Origin of the sequence: Leucobacter sp. UCD-THU (assembly GCF_000349545.1) — a bacterium.
Classification (GTDB): domain Bacteria; phylum Actinomycetota; class Actinomycetes; order Actinomycetales; family Microbacteriaceae; genus Leucobacter; species Leucobacter muris.
Genome location: NZ_KB714602.1, coordinates 681,182 through 699,082, shown reverse-complemented (window position 1 = coordinate 699,082; position 17,901 = coordinate 681,182). Strand labels below are relative to the sequence as shown.

Genomic DNA, 17,901 nt, shown 5'->3' with positions numbered 1-17,901 from the left:
TCGTTATCCAAAAAAGGAATCTCCAACACCAACCAAAACAGCCGATGCCGGGGATAAATAATTGGCATATGACAATCAAGTGCACACTATTGAGTTCTCAAAGACCAGACACCACCCGTACCAGCCAAAGCCTTCCGAACAGCAACCTGTCTAACTTACCACTTGGACTTGCTCTTCGCAAATCCAACTCGTTTCGATGAACGAGCATCAGAATCTCATCCTCTTTCAGGATGGATCTCGGTGGTGAGATCGAGAGTCCCACTTTACACGCCCGAGCAGACTTCATCAAGTCCCTCGCGGGTGATCTTCGTGAGATCCGATTCGCAACCGATCTGGGCCGCTTTCGCGTCCCGCTCCGTCGCGCTGACAAGGGAATACATTACGCAGATCCCAGTCCTTCTGCAATTACCGCCCGCATCCCGGGCGTGTCTCCGCGTGATTCCGCGGTTCTTGCCCTCAGCACCCATTCCGCTGTCACAGTGCGGCTCCCCCGAAAACCGGGCCGAAATGGCCCGATCACACGGTTCGACCGCGCTTCCCGGGCGTGTCTCGTCCTTCAGGGCCCCGGCAACACGAGAAGCCGCCCGCCACCGCCCCACCGAGGTGGGGCGACAGCGAGCGGCTTCTGTTCTCGCGACCTGCCGGGCCTGTATCGAACCCGGCCGCCGCGCTCAGCGCTCCAGTCGCAGCGCCGCCGTCTCGTCGGCGCCGTCGAGCAGGTGCCCCGTGGGGTCGGCGTCGCGCGGGTCGCGCAGGCCCCAGGCCCCGCCCCGACCGATGAGCACCATGAGGCCGAGATACAGCAGGAAGCTCACCGCGAACGCCGGGATGTTCGCGCCGATCGGGCTCGGGGCGACATAGGCGAGCACGTACGACAGCACGGCGCCGATCACCCAGACCACGACGGCGACCCAGTTGACGCCGCCCGTGTACCAGTAGCGGCTCTCGGACCGCTCGTGCAGGATCTGCCGCGAGTAGCCGCGGTGCTTGAGCAGGTAGTAGTCGGCGATCATGATCGCGAACACCGGCACGAAGAACGCGCTGATGACGAACAGGAAGTCGGTGAACTGGTTCAGCAGCCCGAGGAAGGTCGAGCCGATCACCGAGATCGCCCCGAGCACGAGCGCGGTGGGCAGGAACTTCAGGTGCCACTTCGACTGGGCGTTCACCACCGACGTCACCATGCCGAACACCACCATCGTGTTGGTCGCCATGACCGACAGGAAGATCGCGATGCCGAGCGGCCAGCCGAACTCGGCGACGATGGTGGCCGGATCGAACGGGATCGGCTCGCGGTCGCCGTGCAGCAGCACCGCGCTGAAAGCGACGAGGCCGAGGAACATGGCGATCGTCGTCGACAGGGTGTACCCGATGCCCGACCCCACGATGCCCGCGGTGCTGCTCTTCGCGTGCCGGTTCATGTCGGCCGAGAGCACCGTCCACGAGATCGCGGTCGCGATGACCATGTCCAGCGTGATGAAGGGCGTGCCGCCCAGTTCGGCGTCGACCGGGATCGCCGCGAACTCCGCAGGGCTGAACGCCCCGAAGGCCGCCGCGAACACGAAGCCCATGACCACGAGAATCGCGAGGGCGAGCCAGGGCTCGACGCGCGAGATGCCCGTGTGCCCGAAGATCGCCAGCACCACCACGATGGCCTGGCAGATTGCCGAGAAGAGCATGGGATTCGAGAAGCCGGTCGCCTCGTGCACGAGGTAGTTGACGGTGACGCCCGCGAGCATCGCCTGCACCCAGCTCCACCCCATGAGGATGATGAGGTTCGCAGCCGCCGGCACGAGGCTGCCCCTGATCCCGAAGGATCCGCGGGTGAGAGCCATCGTCGGCAGACCCGTGCGCGTGCCCATGTTGCCGATCAGCACGAGCACGATCACGCCGATGAGCGTGCCGACCACGATCATCGCCGACGCGGTGCCGAACGAGACGGCCGGGGTGAAGAGCGTGCCGGTGAGCAGCGTGGTCACGACCAGGTTTGCCGCGAGCCAGATCATGGCGATGCGCAGCAGCGACTGTGTGCCGCGCACCGGGCCCGCGGAGTCGTCGTGGCCGTCGAGGTTGACGGCCATGGTCTCGGGAGAGGTCACGCCGCGCTCCCGTCGTCCGGCACCGTCGAAAGGTGCTCGTGGATCGCTTCGAGGCCGCCCGTCTCGGCGACGCGGAAGACGATGCTCTCGCGCTCGACGTAGGAGTCGGGGCCCTCGGCGGAGTCGATGCTCGTGGCGACGGTGTGGCTGAAGACGGCGCCTCCGGGGAACGGCTGCACGAGGCGGTCGCTGGAGCTGCAGGCGCTGACCCGCCAGCCGGAGGCGATCCAGCCCGCCCAGAGGGCCTCGTACTCGGCGCGCGAGTTCAGGCGCGCGGACTCGGGGTGGAAGACGAAGCTGGCGTCGGCTGAGAAACCGGCGAAGTAGGCGGCGGTGTCGGTCGCCGCGAACGCCTCGATGATGGCGTCGGCCGCGGCGAGCACGTCGGCCTCGGTGGGGGTGTGCATTGCGAATACTCCCTTGGATTCATGGTGCGGAGAAAACGGCTCCGCGAGCCGGAGGGCGTCGGCGGCGCGGCGGATCCGAGAGCCACTGTGCGGGATCGGATCCGCCGCGCGACCGGCGGAGAGGATCAGTCGCGGCCGGCCATCGCGCTCACGAGCTCGTACACGACGTGGCTCGCGGCGACCGCGGTGATCTGGGCGTGGTCGTAGGCCGGTGCGACCTCGACGACGTCGGCGCCGACGATCTGCAGATCGGCGAGGCCGCGGATGAGGCGGAGCATCTCGCGGCTGGTGAGACCCCCGGCCTCGGGCGTGCCGGTGCCCGGGGCGTGCGCGGGATCCAGCACGTCGATGTCGATCGAGATGTAGAGGGGCTTGTCGCCCACGCGCTCACGGATCTTCTCGAGGGCCGCGGGGATCCCGTGCTCCTCGATGAACTCGCTCGTGACGATCTGGAAGCCGAGCTTCACGTCGTCTTCGAGGTCGCCCTTGCCGTAGAGCGGGCCGCGGGTGCCGCCGTGCATCGAGGCGGTCAGGTCGATGAGGCCCTCCTCCGATGCGCGGCGGAACGGGGTGCCGTGCGTGGTGGGCGCGCCGAAGTAGGTGTCCCAGGTGTCGAGGTGGGCGTCGAAGTGCAGCACCGCGACGGGGCCGTGCTTCTTGTTGATGGCGCGCAGCAGCGGCAGGGCGATGGTGTGGTCTCCTCCGATGGTGACGATCTTGTCGACCTGCTCGCCGAGCTCGGTGGCGGCCTCCTCGACCTGGCGCACCGCCTCGTCGAGGCTGAAGGGGTTGGCCACGATGTCGCCGGCGTCGACGACCTGCTTGCGGGCGAAGGGCGAGATGTCCTGCGCAGGGTTGTAGGGGCGCAGCAGGCGGGAGGCCTCGCGCACGTGCGAGGGGCCGAAGCGCGCGCCCGGGCGGAAGCTCACCCCCGTGTCGAAGGGAACGCCCACGACGGCGATGTCGGCGGCGGGCACGTCCTCGATGCGGGGCAGCTTGGCGAAGGTCGCGATCCCGGCGTAGCGCGGGGTGAGGCTCGCGTCGACCGGGCCCTGAGGCGTGTGTTCGGTCACGTTCCCACTTCCTTTCAAAGTTGTCTTATAGTAAACATGAGGGTTCTATCAGTGAACTCGCACTCACTATAGGCCGGTTCCTCCCACGCAGTCAACGAGACCACGGGGCGGGATCGGCCACTCGCAGAAGGGCGCCACACCATGAGACCGGTACACCCCACCGCAGACGAGACGCCCGTGCGCATCGGAGCGCAGCTGCGATCCACCCGCCGCGCCCAGTCGATGACCCTGGAGCAGCTCGCGAACGCGACCGGCCTCACCAAGGGCTTCCTCAGCCGCATCGAGCGCGACGACACCATGCCCAGCGTGCCCACGCTCGTGCAGATCTGCCAGGCGCTGTCGCTGCCCGTCGGCAACCTGTTCGAAGCGCCCGACGTGCAGCGCGTCGCCCTCGCCGACGCCCCGCGCATCAACATGGGCGGCAGCGGCGCCGACGAGCGCCTCATCACGCCCCGCACCGAGGAGCGCGTGCAGCTGCTGCGATCCTCCCTCGAGCCCCACGCGAACGGGGGCGACGAGCTCTACACCGTCAACTGCGCCGTGGAGTCGCTGCACGTGGTCTCGGGCGCCGTGATCGTCGAGTTCGCCGGGCGCGAGGACGTGCTCGAAGCCGGCGACACCCTCACTTTCCCCGGGCGTACCCCGCACACCTGGCGCACCGCCGACGCGGGAGCCGAGGTGGTGTGGGTGCTGGTGCCCGCCGCGTGGAGCGGATCGGCCTAGGCGATCCCCGCCGGTCCGCTCGGCGGCGAGCCGCTATCGAGTCGGCCCGCTTCGTTCGAGTCGGCCTGCAATTCGCGCGAATTGCAGGCCGGCTCGAAAAATAGAGGCAGACTCACTGAGCACGCCCCGAGACCGGCTCAGCCCGCCGCGACGACGCCCGCGAGGGTCTTCTTGCCGCGGCGCAGCACCGCGAACCGCCCGTGCAGCAGGTCGGCCGCCTCGAGGGCGCGATCCTCGCTCTCGACCGCGGCGTTGTTCACGTAGACGCCGCCCTGCGCGATCGCGCGGCGAGCCTCGCCCGCGCTCTTCACGAGCCCGGCCTCGACCATCAGCTGCGTGATGGGCCTAGCAATAAACTTGGCAGTGGGGGGAAGCACGACCTGCGGCAGCTCGGACACCGCGCCCCGCAGCGTCGACTCGTCGAGCGCCGCGAGGTCACCGCGGCCGAACAGCGCCTCAGAGGCGTCGATGGCGCCCTGCGCCGCGGCGGCGCCGTGCACCAGCGTGGTCACCTCGAGCGCGAGCCGCTTCTGCGCGGCGCGCTTGAAGGGCTCCTCGGCGACCTGGCGCTCGTAGTCCTCGATCTCGGCGCGCGACAGGAAGGTGAACACCTTGAGGCGGTCGATCACGTCGGCGTCGGCCTGGTTGAGCCAGAACTGGTAGAAGGTGTAGGGCGAGCACATCTCGGGGTCGAGCCAGATGGCGTTGCCCTCGCTCTTGCCGAACTTCGTGCCGTCGGCGTTCGTGATCAGCGGGGTGCCGACGGCGTGCGCCGAGCGCCCCTCGACCTTGCGGATCAGGTCGGTGCCGCTCGTCAGGTTGCCCCACTGGTCGCTGCCGCCCGACTGCAGCACGCAGTCGTACTGGCGGAACAGCTCGAGGAAGTCGAAGCCCTGCAGCACCTGGTAGCTGAACTCGGTGTAGCTGATGCCCTCGTCGGAGTTGAGGCGCGCGGCGACCGCGTCCTTCTTCAGCATGGTGCCGACGCGGAAGTGCTTGCCCACCTCGCGCAGGAAGTCGATCGCGCTCAGCGGGGCCGTCCAGTCGAGGTTGTTGACGAGGCGCACCGCGTTCTCGCCGTCGCTCGCGAGGAACCGCGTCACCTGCCCCTGCAGGCGCGTGACCCACTCGGCCACGGTCTCGCGGCTGTTGAGGGTGCGCTCGGCGGTGGGGCGCGGATCGCCGATCAGTCCGGTGGAACCGCCGACGAGGCCGAGCGGCTTGTGGCCCTTGAGCTGCAGTCGACGCAGCAGCAGCAGCTGGACGAGGTTGCCGAGGTGCAGGCTCGGCGCCGTCGGGTCGAACCCGCAGTAATAGGTGAACGGCTCACCCTCGAGCAGCTCGGACAGCGCCTCGGGGTCGGTCGACACGTGCACCAGCCCGCGCCACTGCAGTTCGTCCCACAGGGTGGCGAAGCTGTCGTCGTTGCGCTGGGCGGCCAGGATCTCGGCTCGTTCTTCTGCTACAGACACGCCTGACATCGTACCGCGACACGCGCCGCGCCGGCGCCGGCGCTCCCCCGAGCCGGGTCGCGCGCCGCCGCGATCGCGCGAGCGGTCGAAAAGCGTCGGGATCCTCGCGGCGCGCAGCACATCTCGACCATTCGCCGCTGCCCGAAGCGAGCGGGGTGGCCCCACGGGCTCGGCGCTGCGCCGATGCCGCGCACAGAACGGCGGCAGCCGCCTCCCCTAGGAGAAAACGCCCAGTGCCGTGGACCGGGTCACAGGCGCTGGCTAACCTGAGCAGTCGAGCACTCGAACGAGGAGGATCATGCGCGACACCCGCGTCACCCCCGCCCGCACCCGCCGCGCGCAGCGTTCGGCCGCGATCGCCACGGCCCTCGCAGCGGTCGCCGCATCGTTCGCCTGGCCGGCCGCAGCACTCGCGGAGCCCGATCCCGGCCCCCAGTCGGGGTGGCAGGCCAGCGAGACCTTCACCACGTCGCACCTCAATCCGCGTGATGTCGCCGTCTCGCCCGGCAACGATCACCTGTTCGTGAACTACGAGGATGGCGACGTCGTCAACGTCATCGACGTCGCGACCCAGGCGGGCGTCGACCGCGCAGTCGACGGGTGGGGCGAGCCCATCCTCACCGTGCCCGCGCCCGACGGCTACCGCGTGCTCGCCGCAGGCACCAACGACGTCTACTCGCTGACGCCGGGCACCTGGACCATCGCTTCGGAGGCCGGGCCCGGGGTCGATGCCATGACCTACTCGCAGCACACCGGCACCGTGTTCAGCGTCGATGGCGGCCTCCAACTCTCCGAACGGAACCCGCTCACCGGCGCCCTCGAGCGCTGGGCGGGCCTGAGCAACTTCAGCATGGCGATCGCCGCTCACCCCTCGCTGCCGATCGTCTACACGGCCAACCTGATCGAGGAGTCGGTCACCGCCATCGCTCTCGACGCCGTGGAGTGGGGAGACATCTGCGGCTGCGAGAACGCCTCGACGATGCTCGATCTACCCGGCTCCTCCCCGGCCGACATCGCGATCTCCCCCGACGGCTCCGCGCTCTACGTGCTCGACGACGCGGGTGCGCTCTTCTCGATCGACACCGCGACCTTCACCCTCACCGACTCGCGGAGCCTCGACGGCATGTTCCCCTCGGCCTCGCTCTCGGTGAATCCCGTGACGGGTGAGATCGTCGCCGCCGACCTGCTGGGCGACGTCTTCGTCATCGATCCCGCGAGCCTCGACGTCACCGACACCGTCGCGCTGTCCGCCGGCCTCTGGGACACCGCGATCTCCCCCGACGGCACCCGCATCTACGTCACGAACACGTGGGACAGCGTGATCTCGGTGCTCGAGCACGTCGCCCCCGCCCCGGATCCCGCCACGAACGTGCGGGCCACACCCGGCGCCCGTCAGGCCGCGGTGCTCTGGGGCGCCTCGGCGACTGGCTCCCCCACCTACACCGTCACCGCGGCCGGCAGCGACCAGGCGCTCTGCGTCACGACCGCCACGTTCTGCATCATCACCGGCCTGCCCGTCGGCCCCGTGCAGTTCGTCGTGACCGCGACCACCGACACCGGGTCCACGCCGTCGCAGCCGTCGCAGGCGGTCACGATCACGGCCCCCGCGGCCCCGGCGTCGGTTCCGATGCCCACGGGCGGCGCCACCATCGCCTTCGCCGGGTCCCAGCCCGCCTCCGCACTGTTCGGCCAGAAGGTCGACGTGGTGGCCACGGGATTCGCACCCGCCTCCTTCGTCGACGTCTCGCTGCACTCCTCCCCCGTGCTGCTCGGCTCGGGCCAGGTCGGCGCCGACGGCACCGCCACCTTCCAGGTGACGATCCCCGCGAGCGGCATCGAGCCCGGCGCCCACCACCTCGTCGCCTCGGGCTTCACCGCCCAGGGCGCCCCCGCGGCGGCCGTGCGTCAGATCACGCTCGCGGCCGCCCCGGCACCGAAGCCGACCCCGCCCGCGCCGAACGGCGGCGGATCGAACACGGCCGCCGACGGGAACCGCCTCGCGAGCACCGGTTCCGATGCCGACCGCGGCCAGCCCCTCTGGGCCGCGGCGATCCTGCTCGCCGTCGGAGCCGCGGCCGTCACCGCCGCGCGCCTGCGCCGCCGCGCCTGATCCACTCCGAAACGCACGAAGCCCCCGCAGACCGTGTCTGCGGGGGCTTCGTCGTTCGACGGCGGCCGATCCGGCTGCGGAGCAGGGCGCCCGCCGCGGAGGAAGACCCCCGCAGCCGCCCCTAGCCGCGGAACTCCGCGATGCGCTCGTTCAGGCGGGCCAGCTGCTCCTCGACGCGCACCCGCGCGGTGCCGCCGGCGCCCGTGCGCGAGTTCACCGAACCCTCGATGGTCAGCACCTCGCGCACGCCGGGCGTGAGGTGCGGCGAGACCGAGGCCAGCTCGTCGTCGCTCGGCTCGTGCAGCTCGATCCCGCGTTCTTCGCAGTAGCGCACCAGCTCGCCCGAGATCTCGTGCGCGTCGCGGAAGATCACGCCCTGCTTCACCAGCCACTCGGCGACGTCGGTGGCGAGCGAGAAGCCCTGGGGCGCGAGCTCGGCCATGCGCGCGGTGTCAAAGCTCATCGTCGCGACCATGCCGGTGAAGGCGGGCAGCAGCACCTCGAGTTGCTGCACGGAGTCGAAGACCGGCTCTTTGTCCTCTTGCAGGTCGCGGTTGTAGGCGAGCGGCAGGCCCTTGAGCGTCGCGAGCAGGCCCGTGAGGTTGCCGATCAGGCGGCCCGACTTGCCGCGCGCGAGCTCGGCGATGTCGGGGTTCTTCTTCTGCGGCATGATGCTGGATCCGGTCGAGTAGCCGTCGTGCAGCCGCACGAAGCCGAACTCCTTGGTGTTCCAGATGATGATCTCCTCGCTGAGGCGCGAGAGGTCGATGCCGATCTGGGCGCAGATGAAGGCGAACTCGGCGACGACGTCGCGGGCCGCGGTGCCGTCGATGGAGTTCTCGAGCGGATCGCCGAGGCCGAGCTCTCGCGCGACGAGCCGGGGGTCGAGGCCGAGCGAGGATCCGGCGAGCGCTCCGCCCCCGTACGGCGACGCGCCGGCGCGCTGAGCCCAGTCGCGCAGGCGCTCGAGGTCGCGCACGACGGGCCAGGCGTGGGCGGCGAGCTGGTGGGCGAGCAGCACGGGCTGCGCGTGCTGCAGGTGGGTGCGGCCGGGCAGGATCGCGTCGGGGTGCTTGCCCGCCTGCTCGGCGACGGCGTCGAGCAGGTCGAGCAGCTGGGCCTTGATGACAGCCGCGTGGTCGAGCAGGTAGAGGCGAACGAGCGTGGCGATCTGGTCGTTGCGGCTGCGGCCCGCGCGGAGCTTGCCCCCGAGCTGCACACCCGTGATCTCGATGAGCAGCCGTTCGAGCGCGGAGTGCACGTCTTCGTCGTCGGCGGCCGGCACTGCGCGACCGTCGGCGACGCGGGCCGAGAGCTCGTCGAGCGCCGCGCGCATGTCGCGCAGCTCGTCGTCGCTGAGGTAGCCGGCTGCCGCGAGGGCGGTGGCGTGAGCCTTCGATCCCCGGATGTCGTACTGCGCGAGCACCCAGTCGAACTGCGTGGACTTCGAGAGCGCGGCGAGCGCGGGCGACGGGCCGCTCGCGAACCGTCCACCCCAGAGGGCCCCGGCCTCGGCCGCGCGATTGCCAGTGTCTTCGTTCTCGATGCGCTCAGTCACCCGTCCAGCTTACCGTTCGGGTCGGCGCCGGCTTGCTCGCGAGGGATCCGCCGGCCGTGCCGCTGCGAGCCTCGAAGCCGCCCCCGCCCCAGCGGTGCGGCGCAGCGCACTGGTGACGTGCGCACCCGTCGATGCGCACCTCGCCCGCGAGCTCAGGAACGACCGAAGAACGGGATCGCCGGCGCCCGGAAGACCTGCCCCTTCCCCGCGCGCACGAGGCCCATGATGACGAACACGACGTGGGCCACCGAGACGCAGACCCAGATCAGCAGCGGGATCCCGAATGGGAAGAAGCCGCTGCCCTCTCCGCCGCCCGCGCTGACACCCCACACGATCGTGGCTCCCACGAGCACCACCGTGAGCACGATGAGCGTGAGCCCCCAGTTCGCCGCGTTGCGGCCGTTCGCAGCGGCGAGCGGCCCCCGGCTGCGCATCGAGAGTCCGCTGATCATCATCACGACACCGGCGATGAGCACGGAGGCGAACGGGATCGGGATGTACGCGAGGAAACCGAGACCCCAGGCGACGCCGCCCGTCGCGGGACGCGGCTGGAAGGAATAGGGAGCCGCGGGCTGCGCTGGGGCGCCCGGGCCCGCCGCGGCGGCCGGCTGCCGGTACTGCGGCGGGGCGAACGACGGCTGCTCGGCAGCCGGCGCCGGCTGCGCGGCCGGTGCCGCACCGCTCGGCGCGGGCGCCTGATCCTGCGCGCCGTTCTGCTGCGGCGCGGGCGCCTGACTCGCGGCGGGATCCGAGGCCGCGCCGCCCGGCTCGTAGTACACCGTGCGCGCCCACGCGCCGCGACCCGTGACCTCGTCGATCTTGTCGAGGTCGTATCCGGCCGCGAAGTCGATCACGGCCTGAGGATCGCGCAGGCCGTGCACGAGCCCGTCGAGCTCCTGCTGCGCCTCCTCGGCGCTGTCGGAGAGCGCGTGGACCTCTGCGGGCTCGAGCAGGAAGTAGGCGCCGCGCGTCGCGGGGTCGGAGAGGAACGCACGGGCCTCGGCGATGCCGCGCTCCACCTCGGGAGTGCGGGGCAGCCGCGCGAAGACCCGCTCCAGGTTCGCGACGCCGGCCTCGAACTCCCCCGCGATCGCCTGCGCCGGCGCGGCCCAGATCGTGGAGGGGCAGAGTCGGGGCGATCCGGCGAGCAGGATCTCGTGCAGCAGCGGAACATCCCAGTTCCACTCAGAGACGGCCCGGAGGCTCAGGGGTGCCCCCGAGCCGTCGGGGATCCGATCGACCGTGTAGAGATAACTCCTGTTCGCCATGCCCGTTCCCCCTCGTTCTTTCGGCTCAGCCCTGCTGCAGCAGCCAGGCCATGAGCGCCTTCTGCGCGTGCACCCGGTTCTCGGCCTCGTCCCACACCACGCTCTGCGGGCCGTCGATCACGTCGGGGGCCACCTCGTACTCCCGGTAGGCGGGCAGGCAGTGCAGGAAGATCGCATCGTCGGCGGCTTGCCCCATCAGCTCGGGCGTGACCCGGTAGGCGCCGAAGGTCGCGACGCGCTCGGCCTTCTCGCCCTCCTGCCCCATCGAGACCCAGGTGTCGGTGATGACCGCGTCGGCGCCGCGCACCGCCTCGACCGGGTCGGTGAGGATCGTGACGCTGCCGCCCGTCTCGGCGGCGATCCGCTTCGCATCCGCCACGATGTCCTCGCGCGGGTGGTAGCCGTCGGGACCCGCGACCCTGATGTGCATGCCCGCGGTCGCGAAACCGAGCAGGTACGAGTGCCCCATGTTGTTCGCGGCGTCGCCCACGTAGGTGGCGGTGAGGCCCGAGAGCTCGCCGCCCTTGCGGGCTGCGCGGTGCTCGCGGATGGTCTGCAGGTCGGCGAGGATCTGGCAGGGGTGGAAGTCGTCGGAGAGGGAGTTGATCACCGGAACAGTGGCGTTCGCCGCCATCTCCTCGAGCCCCGCGTGCGCGAAGGTGCGCCACACGATCATCGAGACCATGCGCGAGAGCACCCTCGCCGTATCCGAGATCGTCTCCTTCGCGCCGAGCTGCGCCTCTCCCGGATTCACCACGATGGGGCTGCCGCCCAGCTCGGCGATGCCGGCCGCGAAGCTGAAGCGCGTGCGGGTCGACGTCTTGTCGAAGAAGACGGCCACCGACTGCGGGCCCTCGAGCGGGCGCTCCGCATAGGGATTTCGCTTCAGGCGCTCGGCCAGTTCGAGCACCTCCCGCTGCTCGGCGGGCGTGAGGTCGTCGTCTCGCAGGAAGTGTCTGGTCACGCGTCCAGCCTAGTCGCTGACCGGACCCGGGATCGGCGCCGAACCGGTGCGCGAGCCCGATCCCCCGCACGACGGCCGGGCGCGCACCCAGCGGAGCGTGGCAGAGTGGAGCGCACGACCTCGAGGAGGCAGTGATGCGAGTGGCTGCGGCTTTTCTGGCGGACGCGGCGAACGTGCGCGAGGGCACGTTGAGCGTGCTCTCCGGGTTCATCAACACGATCAACCGCGAGAGCTACCCGGCCCCGCTGGGCGCCACGCTCGTGATCGTGGTCGAGTACGACGAGAGCGAGGCCCGCCGAGGCGATCCGGAGCGCTCGTTCCGCGCCCGCTGCGAGCCCGCGGTGGGCGGCGCCGAGGTCTTCGGCCTCGAAGGCACGTTCAGCCTCGGCGGCGGCAACGACGCCTCGGGCTACATCCCGATGGTCTTCCCGCTGACCGAGGCGCAGGTGCCGATGCCGGGCAGCTACCGCATCGTCTTCGAGGGCACCGGCCTCGAACGGGTCGACGTGCGCTTCTACGCGAACGCGACCGCCATGCCGCCGCTCGACGAGTCGTCGCTCTAGCCCCGCCGGCACTCACCCTCGCGGGGCGCGGCCGGGCGTGGGCCGGCGCGAGGGCGGATCGGCACCCCGTCCCCTCATGGAAGGATTGAGACATGACCGCGCTGCCCAGTCTCATCGCCTTCGACCTCGACGACACCCTCGCCCCCTCGAAATCCCCGGTCGATCCCCGCATGCTCGCTGTGTTCGCCCGGCTGCTCGGGCGCACCACGGTCGCCGTGATCTCGGGCGGCAACTTCGAGCAGTTCGAGGCCCAGCTGGTGGATCGCCTCGACTCCTTCGAGGGCGTCGACGAGGCCGCGCTCGAGCGTCTGCACCTGCTGCCCACCTGCGGCACGCGCTACGAGCGGCGCGAGGGCGGCCGCTGGGTCACCGTGTACCGCGAGAACCTCACCCCTGAGGAGCGCGACGCCGCGCTCGCGGCGCTGCGCGAGGAGGCCGAGCGCCTCGGGCTGTGGGAGGCCGAGCCCTGGGGCGAGATCCTCGAGGATCGCGGATCGCAGGTCACGTTCTCGGCCCTCGGCCAGCGCGCGCCCGTCGAGGTGAAGCAGGCGTGGGATCCGGACGGAGCGAAGAAGAACGCGCTGCGCGCCGCCGTGGCCGACCGTCTGCCGCACCTCGAGGTGCGCAGCGGCGGCTCGACCTCGGTCGACATCACACGTCAGGGCATCGACAAGGCGTACGGCATGCGCAAGCTCGAGGCGCACACCGGGATCCCGCTCGACGCGATGCTGTTCGTGGGCGACCGGCTCGACCCCGACGGCAACGACTACCCGGTGAAGGCCCTCGGCGTCGCCTGCCAGGAGGTCGAGGGCTGGGAGGACACCGCTGTCTTCCTGGAGGCGCTGCTCGCCGACTGAGCCGCGCGGCTCTGCCGCTCTGCCGCTCTGCCGGCAGACTGAGCCGCGCGCTCAGCACGACGTGCAGGCTCTGGCGCTCACGGCGTCCGCGGAGCGCCGCTACCCGCGGCACGGCGCACCCCGGAGACGCGAAGAGGGCGCCCTCTCGGACGCCCTCCCGGCGGTTGCGGATCGCGGCTCAGGCTGCCACGGCCGGCTGAGCGGCCGGCACCAGACCGAGTACCTCGGCGGTCTCGGCGAGCGTCGCCGCGGCGGCGGCCGCGTTGCCGTTGACGCCTTCGCCCAGGGCGGGGATCTGCTGCTTGAACACGATCTTCCAGCGGCTGTCGTACTGCTCGGGGAAGCAGCGCTGCAGCACGCCGACCATGGCGTGCACCGCCGTCGAGGCGCCGGGCGAGGCGCCGAGCAGACCTGCGATCGAGCCCTCGGCGCCCGTGATGACCTCGGTGCCGAACTGCAGGATGCCGCCCTTCTGCGGATCCTTCTTCATCACCTGCACGCGCTGGCCGGCGGTGATCATCTGCCAGTCTTCGGTGCGCGCCGTGGGCATGTACTCGCGCAGCGCGGCCATCTGCTTCTCGCGGCTCGCGAGCACCTCGCCGACGAGGTACTTCTCGAGCGAGAACTCGGTGAGGCCGACCTTCACCATGGGGCCGAGGTTGTGCGCGCGCACCGACCCGGGCAGATCCCACCACGAGCCCTTCTTCAGGAAGTTGGGGCTGAAGCCGGCGTACGGGCCGAAGAGGAGGCTCTCCTTGCCGTCGACGACGCGGGTGTCGAGGTGCGGAACCGACATGGGCGGTGCGCCCACCGCGGCCTTGCCGTACACCTTCGCGCGGTGCTGCTTCACGATCTCGGGGTTGTCGCACTTGAGGAACTTGCCGCTGATCGGGAAGCCGCCGAAGCCCTTGATCTCGGGGATGCCCGAGGTCTGCAGCAGCGGCAGCGCGCCGCCGCCCGCTCCGACGAACACGAACTTGGCGTTCACGATCGTGCGGGCGTGGCCGGCGAGGTTCTCGACGTGCACGTTCCAGGTGCCGTCGGCCTGGCGGCGCAGCTTGGTGACGCGCTGCTCGAGGTGCAGGCCCGCGCCCTCGGCGACGAGGTGGTCGATGAGCTGTCGGGTGACCGCCCCGAAGTCGACGTCGGTGCCGCTCTCGGAGCGGGTGGCGGCGAAGACCTCGTCCTTCGCGCGACGATCGACGAGCAGCGGCGTCCACTCGGCGATCTGAGCGGGATCGTCGCTGAACTCCATGTCGGCGAAGAGGGGTTCGCCCTTCAGCAGTTCGTAGCGGCGGCGGAGGTAGTCGACGTTCGCCTCGCCGCGCACGAAGGTCATGTGCGGGGTGGCGTTGATGAACGACGAGGGCTCGCCGAGCACACCCTTCTTGACGAGCGACGACCACCACTGGCGGGAGAGCTGGAACTGCTCGTTGATGTCGATCGCCTTCGCGGCCGACAGCGAGCCGTCTTTGCCCTCGGGCATGTAGTTGAGCTCGCAGAGCGCGGCGTGGCCGGTGCCCGCATTGTTCCAGGCGTTGCTGCTCTCGGTCGCCACCTGGGAGCGGGACTCGAAGATCTCGATCGACCAGTCGGGCTGCACCTGCTTGATCAGAGTGCCCAGGGTGGCGCTCATCACACCACCGCCGACGAGGACGACGTCTACCGTGTTCTTACTCACGGTCGTTCAGTCTACCCTCCCGCGGGAGGCTACAGACCCGCGTGCTTGCGGGCGCTCTGAAGCGTCTCGGCGGTCGCGTCGACCACCCTCGTGTACCCGAGCCTCGCCGCCTCGCTCGCGCGCTGCGCGCCGCCCACGACGGGCCGCACCTCGCCCGCCAGGCTGATCTCGCCGAAGGCCGCGAGGTCGTGGGGCAGCGGACGGTCGGTGATGGCGGAGAGCACCGCGAGCGCGATGGCGAGGTCGGCGGCCGGCTCGGCGAGCTTCACACCGCCGACGGTCGACACGTACACGTCTTGGTCGTGCAGCCGGGCGCCCACGCGCCGCTCGAGCACGGCCAGGATCATCGCCACCCGTGAGGGGTCGACGCCGCTCGTGACCCGTCGCGGGTTGGGCGTCGCGCTCTTGGCGACGAGCGCCTGCACCTCGACGGGCAGCGCCCGCCGGCCCTCCATGGCGACGGTCGCGCAGGTGCCGCTCACGGGCGCCGCCGCCCGGCTGAGGAACAGGCCGCTGGGGTCGGGCACCTCGGCGATGCCGCGATCCTGCATCTCGAAGCAGCCCACCTCGTCGGTGGGGCCGAAGCGGTTCTTGAGCGTGCGCAGGAACCGCAGGGACGTCTGCCGGTCGCCCTCGAAGTGGCAGACCACGTCGACCAGGTGCTCGAGCAGCCGGGGCCCGGCCACCGAGCCGTCTTTCGTGACGTGCCCGACCAGGATCACCGGCGTGCCCCGGCCCTTGGCGGCCCGGATGAGCGCGCCGGCGACCTCGCGCACCTGCGCCGGGCCGCCCGCCGCACCGTCGACCTCGCCGCTCGCGAGGGTCTGCACCGAGTCGACGATCACGAGCGCCGGATCGACCGCCTCGATGTGGCCGAGCACGGTCGCGAGGTCGGTCTCGGCCGCGAGGAACAGCGTGTCGTGCAGCGCACCCGTGCGCTCGGCGCGCATGCGGATCTGCCCCGTCGACTCCTCACCGCTCGCGTAGAGCACGCGCGCGCCCGAGGAGGCCGCGCGCGCGGCGGCGTCGAGCAGCAGCGTCGACTTGCCCACCCCCGGCTCGCCCGAGAACAGGATCGCCGCGCCGGGCACGACCCCGCCGCCGAGCACACGATCCAGCTCGCCGATGCCCGTCTGGCGGTGCCGCACCGATTCGCCCGTGAGCTCGGTGATGGGTCGGGCCTCGCGCCCGAGCCCCGGCGCGACCGCACGCGTGGTGCGCGCGAGCGAGGCGCCCGCCGCGGCGCGCTCCTCGACCGTGCCCCACTGCTGGCACTCGCCGCAGCGGCCGACCCACTTCGAGGTCTGCCAACCGCACTCGGTGCACGCGTACGCGCTGCTCGTTCTCGCCATGCGGCGAGCCTAGCGGCAGCCTCGGACATTTCCGGTGCCGGGCCGCACCGCACGCCGGGCAACCGGAGCGCGGCCGCCCGTGAGAGCCGGGCGCCGACGCGCCGCCTACCTCTTGAAGAGGTTGCGCAGCACCTGGTTCACCACGGTGCGCACACCTGACGTGACCACCGAACCGACCCGATCCGCGGTCTTCTTCGCGGCCGCGGCCCGCTCCCGCTCCCGCCGCGCCTCCTCCTGCTCGAGCTTGCGCTGGATCGCCGCGGCTTCGCGCTCGGCCTTCCGCTCTGCGGCTGCGGCGGCCTTCTCCGCCTCCTTCGCGGCGGCGGCCGCCTCCTTCTCGGCCGAGATCCGCGCCTCCTCCTCGGCCCTCGCGGCCTCGGCCTCGGTCGCGCGCTCCTCGAGCATCTCCGCCGCCGAGCGCTCGTCCACCGCCTCGCCGTACTTCGGCTGCAGCTCGGACACGAGCACGGCCGCCTGCACCGTCACCGCGGGGGCGGGATCCATCGATCCCTGCGGCGCGCGCAGCCGGGTCCACGCGACCGGGGTGGGTGATCCCTTCTCCCCCAGCACCGTGACGACGGCTTCGCCAGTGCCGAGCGACTGCAGCGCATCGGCGAGGTCGTAGCCCGAGCTCGGATAGGTCGAGACGGTCGCCTTCAGCGCCTTCGCGTCGTCGGGCGTGTGGGCGCGCAGCGCGTGCTGCACCCGCGAGCCGAGTTGCGCGAGCACGTCGCCCGGCACGTCCTTGGGGGTCTGCGTCACGAAGAACACGCCCACCCCCTTCGAGCGGATCAGCCGCACGGTCTGGGTGATCTGCTGCAGGAATGCTTTCGAGGCGTCGGCGAAGAGCAGGTGCGCCTCGTCGAAGAAGAACACCAGCTTCGGCTTGTCCCGGTCGCCCACCTCGGGCAGCGTCTCGAAGAGCTCCGACAGCAGGAACATCAGGAAGGTCGAGAAGAGCACCGGCCGATCCTGCACCCCGGGCACCTCGAGCAGGTTCACGACGCCGCGCTCGATCCCGTCGCCGTCGACGATCGTGCGCAGCAGGTCGGCGGGGTCGAAGGCGGGCTCGCCGAAGAAGACATCGGCGCCCTCGGCGGCGAAGGCGATGACGCTCCGCTGGATCACGCCGACGGTCTGCTTCGAGAGGCCGCCGATCCGCGCGATCTCGGCCTTGCCGTCGTCGCTCGTGAGGTACGCGAGCAGCGCCTGCAGGTCGTCGAGCCCGACGAGCGGCAGGCCCTCCTCGCGGGCGTAGTAGAAGATGAGCCCGAGGCTCGACTCCTGGGTCGGGTTGAGCCCCAGCACCTTCGAGAGCATCACCGGGCCGAACTTCTCGATGGTGGTGCGGATCGGCACGCCGATCCCCATGCCGCCGAGCGTGAAGAACTCGGTCTGCGAGGCGCGCGGCTGCCAGGCCTGCCCGATGCCCTCGGTGCGGGCGAGCAGCTTCTCGTTCGGCTCTCCGGCGACGGCGACGCCCGACAGGTCGCCCTTGATGTCGGCCGCGAAGACGGGCACACCGTGGGCGGCGACCTGCTCGGCGAGCACCTGCAGCGTGCGGGTCTTGCCCGTGCCGGTCGCCCCCGCGATGAGGCCGTGCCGGTTCAGCATGCCGAGCGGGATGGTGATCTGCACGTCGGCGCGCGGCTCGCCGTTCACGAGCGCCCCGAGCTCGAGCATGGTGGGGCCGCCGTCCGCCGCGGCGGGGTAGCCCGCACGCACCGTCTCGATCTGCTCCTCGGTCAGTGGTTCGCCCATGCGCTCGCTCCTC

14 protein-coding genes are annotated in these 17,901 nt (G+C 70.8%); 4 read left to right on the top strand and 10 right to left on the bottom strand.

The features are described 5' to 3' along the window. Positions 1-671 precede the first annotated feature (671 nt). The 3 genes from H490_RS26310 to speB form a co-directional block, all read right to left on the bottom strand. The gene (locus H490_RS26310; protein WP_017884476.1) at positions 672-2,099 is read right to left on the bottom strand and encodes a purine-cytosine permease family protein; all 1,428 of its coding nucleotides are present in this window, start codon (positions 2,097-2,099) and stop codon (positions 672-674) included. Beyond that, positions 2,096-2,506 carry a YybH family protein gene (locus H490_RS26305; RefSeq protein ID WP_017884475.1) on the bottom strand — a complete coding sequence of 137 codons (411 nt, stop codon included), beginning with the start codon at positions 2,504-2,506 and terminating at the stop codon, positions 2,096-2,098. Before H490_RS26305 ends, H490_RS26310 begins: the two co-directional genes overlap by 4 nt. Positions 2,507-2,631: 125 nt before the next feature. Beyond that, on the bottom strand, positions 2,632-3,579 hold the full coding sequence (gene speB / locus H490_RS26300) for an agmatinase (protein ID WP_017884474.1): 948 nt from the start codon (positions 3,577-3,579) through the stop codon (positions 2,632-2,634). Between the two features lie 141 nt (positions 3,580-3,720). Here speB and H490_RS26295 point away from each other — a divergent pair, with 141 nt between their 5' ends. Then, complete coding sequence (locus tag H490_RS26295) at positions 3,721-4,302, top strand: helix-turn-helix domain-containing protein (protein WP_031290116.1); 582 nt, start codon at positions 3,721-3,723, stop codon at positions 4,300-4,302. 137 nt (positions 4,303-4,439) lie between these two features. Here the strand turns inward: H490_RS26295 and tyrS are convergent, their stop codons facing one another. Continuing rightward, on the bottom strand, positions 4,440-5,783 hold the full coding sequence (gene tyrS / locus H490_RS26290) for a tyrosine--tRNA ligase (RefSeq protein WP_051066201.1): 1,344 nt from the start codon (positions 5,781-5,783) through the stop codon (positions 4,440-4,442). Between the two features lie 289 nt (positions 5,784-6,072). Here tyrS and H490_RS26285 point away from each other — a divergent pair, with 289 nt between their 5' ends. After that, entirely contained in the window at positions 6,073-7,884 is a 1,812-nt protein-coding gene (locus H490_RS26285; RefSeq protein WP_017884471.1) for a YncE family protein, read from the top strand. 121 nt (positions 7,885-8,005) lie between these two features. Here the strand turns inward: H490_RS26285 and argH are convergent, their stop codons facing one another. From argH to argF, 3 genes are all read right to left on the bottom strand, one after another. Beyond that, the gene (argH, locus tag H490_RS26280) at positions 8,006-9,442 is read right to left on the bottom strand and encodes an argininosuccinate lyase (RefSeq protein ID WP_017884470.1); all 1,437 of its coding nucleotides are present in this window, start codon (positions 9,440-9,442) and stop codon (positions 8,006-8,008) included. A gap of 152 nt (positions 9,443-9,594) precedes the next feature. Then, positions 9,595-10,710, bottom strand: a complete 1,116-nt coding sequence (locus H490_RS31755; RefSeq protein WP_017884469.1) for a DUF4870 domain-containing protein — start codon at positions 10,708-10,710, stop codon at positions 9,595-9,597. A 25-nt stretch (positions 10,711-10,735) separates the two neighbouring features. Beyond that, positions 10,736-11,674, bottom strand: coding sequence for an ornithine carbamoyltransferase (gene argF, locus H490_RS26270; RefSeq protein WP_017884468.1), 939 nt, complete (start codon positions 11,672-11,674; stop codon positions 10,736-10,738). A gap of 134 nt (positions 11,675-11,808) precedes the next feature. Here argF and H490_RS26265 point away from each other — a divergent pair, with 134 nt between their 5' ends. Then, positions 11,809-12,237: a DUF6941 family protein gene (locus H490_RS26265; RefSeq protein WP_017884467.1), complete on the top strand. Its 429-nt coding sequence runs from the start codon at positions 11,809-11,811 to the stop codon at positions 12,235-12,237. Positions 12,238-12,329: 92 nt separating this feature from the next. Continuing rightward, positions 12,330-13,094 (top strand): HAD-IIB family hydrolase, encoded by a 765-nt coding sequence (locus H490_RS26260; RefSeq protein WP_017884466.1) that lies wholly within the window; start codon positions 12,330-12,332, stop codon positions 13,092-13,094. 178 nt (positions 13,095-13,272) lie between these two features. Here the strand turns inward: H490_RS26260 and H490_RS26255 are convergent, their stop codons facing one another. The 3 genes from H490_RS26255 to H490_RS26245 form a co-directional block, all read right to left on the bottom strand. Then, entirely contained in the window at positions 13,273-14,775 is a 1,503-nt protein-coding gene (locus H490_RS26255; protein ID WP_031290115.1) for a malate:quinone oxidoreductase, read from the bottom strand. 29 nt (positions 14,776-14,804) lie between these two features. Continuing rightward, positions 14,805-16,127, bottom strand: a complete 1,323-nt coding sequence (radA, locus tag H490_RS26250) for a DNA repair protein RadA (RefSeq protein ID WP_017884464.1) — start codon at positions 16,125-16,127, stop codon at positions 14,805-14,807. A gap of 105 nt (positions 16,128-16,232) precedes the next feature. Beyond that, on the bottom strand, positions 16,233-17,888 hold the full coding sequence (locus H490_RS26245; protein WP_017884463.1) for a helicase HerA-like domain-containing protein: 1,656 nt from the start codon (positions 17,886-17,888) through the stop codon (positions 16,233-16,235). Between the last annotated feature and the right edge of the window lie 13 nt (positions 17,889-17,901).